Genomic DNA, 5065 nt, shown 5'->3' with positions numbered 1-5065 from the left:
TGAGTAGTTCTGAGCGGCCTTACACGACTGCTCATCATGAAGTGATCATGGGGCCGTGGTGCTGGCCCGCCGCCGGCACCTCGGCCCGCCGCCGGCGCATCGGCCCGCCGCCGGCGCATCGGCCCGCCGCCGGCGCATCGGCCTGCCTGCGGTGCATCGCTGGCTGAGGGGCTCGAAGAGGTGGCACGGGAGCGCACGGCGGCGACTCCCGGCAGTGCCGGGTCTGTTCAGCGGGACGAGTCAGCGGGACGAGGGCGCGTGGATGCGACGGTGGTCGCCGGGGCTGTGCCCGGCGACCCGCTCGTCGCGGTGTACGGCCCGCCTCAGCGGCGGGACGGGCTCAGCGGTGCCCCTCCGGGCGCTGCCGCCACCTGTCCTCCATGCGGTCCAGGATCGACGGCCGGCGACCGGATCGGCCGCCGCCGCGGGGACGACGACGACTCGTCGTGCCGCCCACCACGTGCAGGTCAGGTGACTGCGCCCGCCGGTGCGACTGCACCGCGAACGCGGCCGAGGCCAGCATGACGACGAAGCCCGCCACCGCCAGCGGTGGAGTCTTGATCACCGCGCCATAGACCAGTAGAGCCAAGCCAGCGATGATCACGCCGGCAGCGACGAGCAGGCGACGCCGCGCATGGAAGCGCGGATCGCTGGCGCGCACGGCCGAGGCGAATTTGGGGTCCTCGGCAAGCGACCGCTCGATCTGCTCGAACAGCCGCTGCTCGTGCTCCGAGAGCGGCACGGCACTCCTCCCCGGTCACGTTGGTCGGGCCCACTCGGGCCGACAGACCGTGGCAGCCAACCGGCTGCTTACCCGCAAGTCTACGAGGGGGGTCGCGCGTCGGAAAGCGGGACGACCTACGGGTGGGGTGGATTTTCGTTTCGACGGGGATCACGGTCGCCCATCAGACTGGCCGGACCTATGACGGACCGCCCGAATCGGGCAGCAGCGGCGTCCGCGGCAGCTTCCGCCTCCCGCCAACCACGCTCGGGCGCGCCGAGGGTCAGCTGCCGGGGTGCGCCCTGCGCGGGAGCGAGGCCCTCCACCCGGACACCGACGAGGCGGATCCGCTCGCCCGGGTCCAACGTGGTGTAGAGCGCCCACACCGTGTCGAACATCTCGCGGGCCGTGTCGGTGGGTACGCCGAGGGTGCGGGAGCGGTTGACGGTGCGAAAGTCGGCCAACCGAACCTTGAGCGTGACGGTGCGCCCCACCTGCCCGGAGCCCCGCAGTCGCACGCCGACCTTCGCGCTGAGCGCGAGCAGGGCGCGGCGGATCTCCATCGGGTCGGCCACGTCCACGTCGAACGTCACCTCGGCGCCGATGGACTTGTCGATCTGCTCGGGGCTGACCCGGCGCGGATCCCGGCCCCAGGCCAGCTCGTGCAGGTGGGCCGCCGACGCCGCGCCGACCGCCCGGCGGAGCATGCCCAGCGGGGCCTCGGCCAGGTCACCGACGGTGGCCAGGCCGAGCCGGCGCAGCGCCTCGGCGGCCCGCTCCCCCACACCCCAGAGCGCGTCCACCGGCAGCGGATGCAGAAAGTCGAGGACCTGACCCGGGGGCACCACCAGCAGGCCGTCCGGTTTGGCGCGGGTGGAGCCGAGCTTGGCCACGAACTTGCTCGGCGCCACCCCGACCGAGCAGGTCAGCCCCTGCTCGTCGACGACCCTCCGGCGGATCAGCCGGGCGATGGTGGCCGGGGAGCCGAAGAGCCGGCGGGCGCCGGTCACGTCGAGGAACGCCTCGTCCAGGGAGAGCGGCTCGACCAGCGGGGTGACGTCCCGGAAGATCTGCATCACCGCCCGGGACGCGGCCGTGTAGGCGGTGAAATCCGGTGGCAGGTAGACCGCCTGCGGGCAGCGTGCCCGGGCCTGGCTGGTCGGCATCGCGCTGCGGACGCCGTAGCGGCGGGCCTCGTAGCTGGCCGAGCTGACCACACCCCGCGGCCCGACGCCGCCGACGATGACGGGTCGACCTCGCAGCTCGGGTCGGCGGCGCACCTCGACGGCGGCGAAGAAGGCGTCCATGTCGACGTGCAGGATCGGGCTCGCCGAATCGTCGGCGTCCGGCCCGAAGCGCGGATCCCCGCCCCGGGGCAACGACTGGCTGCGGCCCATCCCGGCAGGTTAACCCGGGGGTACGACGTTCAGCCGCGGACCACGAGCAGCGGCACGGTCAGCTCGGCGGCGGTGTCCGACCCGTGGTACGCCACCAGCTTCGACGCCATCGGCCGCTCGGTGCGGCTGGCCATGACCGCGTACGTGTCGTTGCAGATCACGACCACGTCGCCGATCCGAGCGAGGTGCTCCTCGGGCACCGGCCCGAACCAGCCGGTGGCCACCACCTCGTCGCGGGTGCGTACCCGCGCGGCGTCGCCGAGCACGGCCGACCAGGTGGCCACCACGTCGTCGGCCGCGCCCGGCGCGACGTGCAGGTAGCGCACCCGGGCCTCACCGGCCACCACCCGTACCCCGTCGCGCAGCCGGGGGTCGGTGTCCAGGTCGAAGCGGTGCGCGGCGGGAATGTCGAGCTGACCGTGGTCCGCGGTCACCAGCAGCGCCGCGTCCGGCGGCAGCCCGTCGACCAGCCGGGCGACCAGCGTGTCCACCTCGCTCGCGGCGGTCCGCCAGGGCGCCGAGTCGACGCCGCTGACGTGGCCGTGCCGGTCCAGGTCGGCGTGGTAGCCGGAGACCAGGGTGGGCCCACCGCCGGAGGCCAGCGCCGCCAGCATGGTGGCGGCGACCGCGTCCACGCCGGCGGCGCCCCGGAAGTCCCCGCCCCGGTTGGCGGCCAGGGTCAACCCGCTGCCGCCGAACTCCGGCCGGCTCACCACGGTCGTCGTCACGCCGGCGGCGCGGGCGCGCTCCAGTTGGGTGGTCACCGGCTGCCAGCTCAGCGGCGACGGCTCTCCGGCCCAGTCGGTGTGGGTGAGCACCCGGTCCGTGCCGGGCACCCGCACGGTGAAGGCGAGCACCCCGTGCGCGCCCGGTGCCACGCCGGTGCCCAGCGACACCAGGCTGGTCGGTGTGGTGGACGGGAAACCGGCGATCAGCGGACGGCCCACCGTCGCGGCGAGCCCGGCGAGCGTCGGCGCGTACGGGGCGGCGGTCGGCACCTGGTACCAGCCGAGGCCGTCGACCAGCAGCACGGCGACCCGACGCACCCCGGCCAGCGCGGGGACGAGCCCGAGCGGGTCGACCGACCCGGGCACGCCCAGCACGGCGAGCGCGCTGGGCAGCACGTCGGCGAGACGACCCGCACCGTGTTCGGGCCCGAGAACCGCCAGCGGCGGCGTACCACCCGGCGGCGCGGTCATGCCGGCCGGCGGGCGAACAGGTGCAGCTGGGCGGCCAGGTCCCGGTACGGCGGCTGGGCGGCGAGGACGCGTTCCAGCTCGACCAGGGCCGCGGACTGCCCGTCGGCGACCGCGGCCGGCAGCAGATCGGCCAGCACGCGTACCCCGTGGATCTCCTCGACCACGAGCCCGGCGGCGCCGAGCAGCGCGGCGGCGCCCGGGGCGTCGTAGCGTCGGCGCAGGGTGTCGCGCGGCCCGGCGGTGCCGGCGGGGTCGGCGGCCAGGGCGGTCGCGACGTCCAGGTGACCGTTCATCGCGCGGCCCAGCACGGCGGCGGCACGGCCGGCCACCAGCACACTGGCCGCGCCGCCGGGACGCAGCGCCGTGGCCAGCGCGGTCACCACCGGCGTCGGATCGTCGACGACCTCCAGCACGGCGTGGCAGAGCACCAGGTCGACGCCGGCCGGCTCGACCAGCCCGGCGAGGGCGTCGCCGTCACCCTGGACGGCGGCGATCCGGTCGGCCACGCCGGCCTCGGCGGCCCGGCGGGTGAGCGCCGCCAGGGCGTCGGGGCTGGCGTCGACCACGGTGACCCGGTGCCCGGCACGGGCCAGAGGGACGGCGAACCCGCCGGTGCCGCCACCCACGTCCAGCACCGTCAGCTCGGTGTCGCCGCGCCGGTCCAGTTCGGCGCGGAGCACCGACCAGATCACGGCGGTACGGGCGGTCAGCGGCGGCCCGGCGAACCGGCCTCGGGTCTGCTCCACCCGGTCGAGCCTAGTGGTCAGGGCTCGGTGCCCTCGACCGCGTCCTCCGCCCGGGACCGGCGCTCGTTGGCCACCGGACCGTTGGTCACCTCGTACTCGCGGGGGTCGGTGAGGTGCGACGGCATCCAGCCGGCACCCAGCCGGGTGCGTCGGGCGTTGGCGATTCCACCGCCGGTGTACGTGTGGTTTCCCAGCACTGTCATTCCCCCTCACGGATCACGGGCCGCTCTGCCCGTTCAGGACGAGTCTCCCGCTCGGAGGCGCCGAAAACCGTAATGTGGATCACTGTCTCAGCGGAAGTCGCGGGAGGCGGGGCTGACCGGCGGCTCGATGGCGTCCAGCCGGTCGGCGACCAGGTTGGTCACCCCCTCGTGCCGCTGCAACCGCCCCCGCACCACCAGGGCGGCGCTGCTGCGGGCCACCCGCCGGTAGCGTTGCCACAACCCCGGCGAGCAGGTGACGTTGAGCATCCCGGTCTCGTCCTCCAGGTTGAGGAAGGTGACCCCGCCCGCGGTGGCCGGCCGCTGCCGGTGGGTGACGATGCCACCGACGCGGATCCGCTGCCCGGGCTCCACCCGACCGAGCCGGGCGATCGGCACCGCGCCGAGCACGTCGAGCTGCCCCCGGATGAACCGGGCCGGATGGCTCTCCGGCGACAACCCGGTGGCCCACACGTCGGCGACCAGCCGGTCCACCGCCTCCATCCCGGGCAGCGTGGGCGCGGCCGCTCCGCTGACCGTGCCGGGCAGCCGGCCCGGCCGGTCCTGGGCCGCCGCGCCGGCGGCCCACAGCGCCTCCCGCCGGGTCAGCCCGAAACAGGCGAAGGCGTCCGCGGTGGCCAGCGCCTCCAGCTGCGCGGCGGTGAGACCGACCCGCCGGGCCAGATCCGGCATGTCGCGGTACGGCCCGCCGGCCGCCCGTTCGGCCTCGATCCGCTCGGCCACCTCAGACCCGAGGGTACGCACGCTGGACAGCCCCAGCCGGACGGCCGGACCGCCCAGC

General features: G+C 75.2%; 6 protein-coding genes. All 6 read right to left on the bottom strand.

Annotated features, from left to right (window positions below):
* Positions 1-340: 340 nt before the first annotated feature.
* Positions 341-742: a DUF3040 domain-containing protein gene (locus tag F8271_RS29855; protein ID WP_109819242.1), complete on the bottom strand. Its 402-nt coding sequence runs from the start codon at positions 740-742 to the stop codon at positions 341-343.
* A 116-nt stretch (positions 743-858) separates the two neighbouring features.
* Positions 859-2118 (bottom strand): DNA polymerase IV, encoded by a 1260-nt coding sequence (locus tag F8271_RS29850; RefSeq protein ID WP_151493150.1) that lies wholly within the window; start codon positions 2116-2118, stop codon positions 859-861.
* A gap of 29 nt (positions 2119-2147) precedes the next feature.
* Complete coding sequence (locus F8271_RS29845; RefSeq protein ID WP_151493149.1) at positions 2148-3317, bottom strand: alkaline phosphatase family protein; 1170 nt, start codon at positions 3315-3317, stop codon at positions 2148-2150.
* Positions 3314-4084 (bottom strand): methyltransferase domain-containing protein, encoded by a 771-nt coding sequence (locus F8271_RS29840; protein ID WP_151493152.1) that lies wholly within the window; start codon positions 4082-4084, stop codon positions 3314-3316. Before F8271_RS29840 ends, F8271_RS29845 begins: the two co-directional genes overlap by 4 nt.
* On the bottom strand, positions 4081-4260 hold the full coding sequence (locus tag F8271_RS29835; protein ID WP_370461997.1) for a hypothetical protein: 180 nt from the start codon (positions 4258-4260) through the stop codon (positions 4081-4083). Before F8271_RS29835 ends, F8271_RS29840 begins: the two co-directional genes overlap by 4 nt.
* Positions 4261-4353: 93 nt before the next feature.
* A partial coding sequence (locus F8271_RS29830; protein WP_255473762.1) for an OB-fold nucleic acid binding domain-containing protein occupies positions 4354-5065 on the bottom strand: 712 nt, incomplete at its 5' end.

The sequence above is a fragment of the Micromonospora sp. ALFpr18c genome, from assembly GCF_008868155.1.
Classification (GTDB): Bacteria; Actinomycetota; Actinomycetes; order Mycobacteriales; family Micromonosporaceae; genus Micromonospora.
Note: the sequence above shows the minus strand (reverse complement) of the source record. Positions and strands in the feature narration are given on the sequence as shown.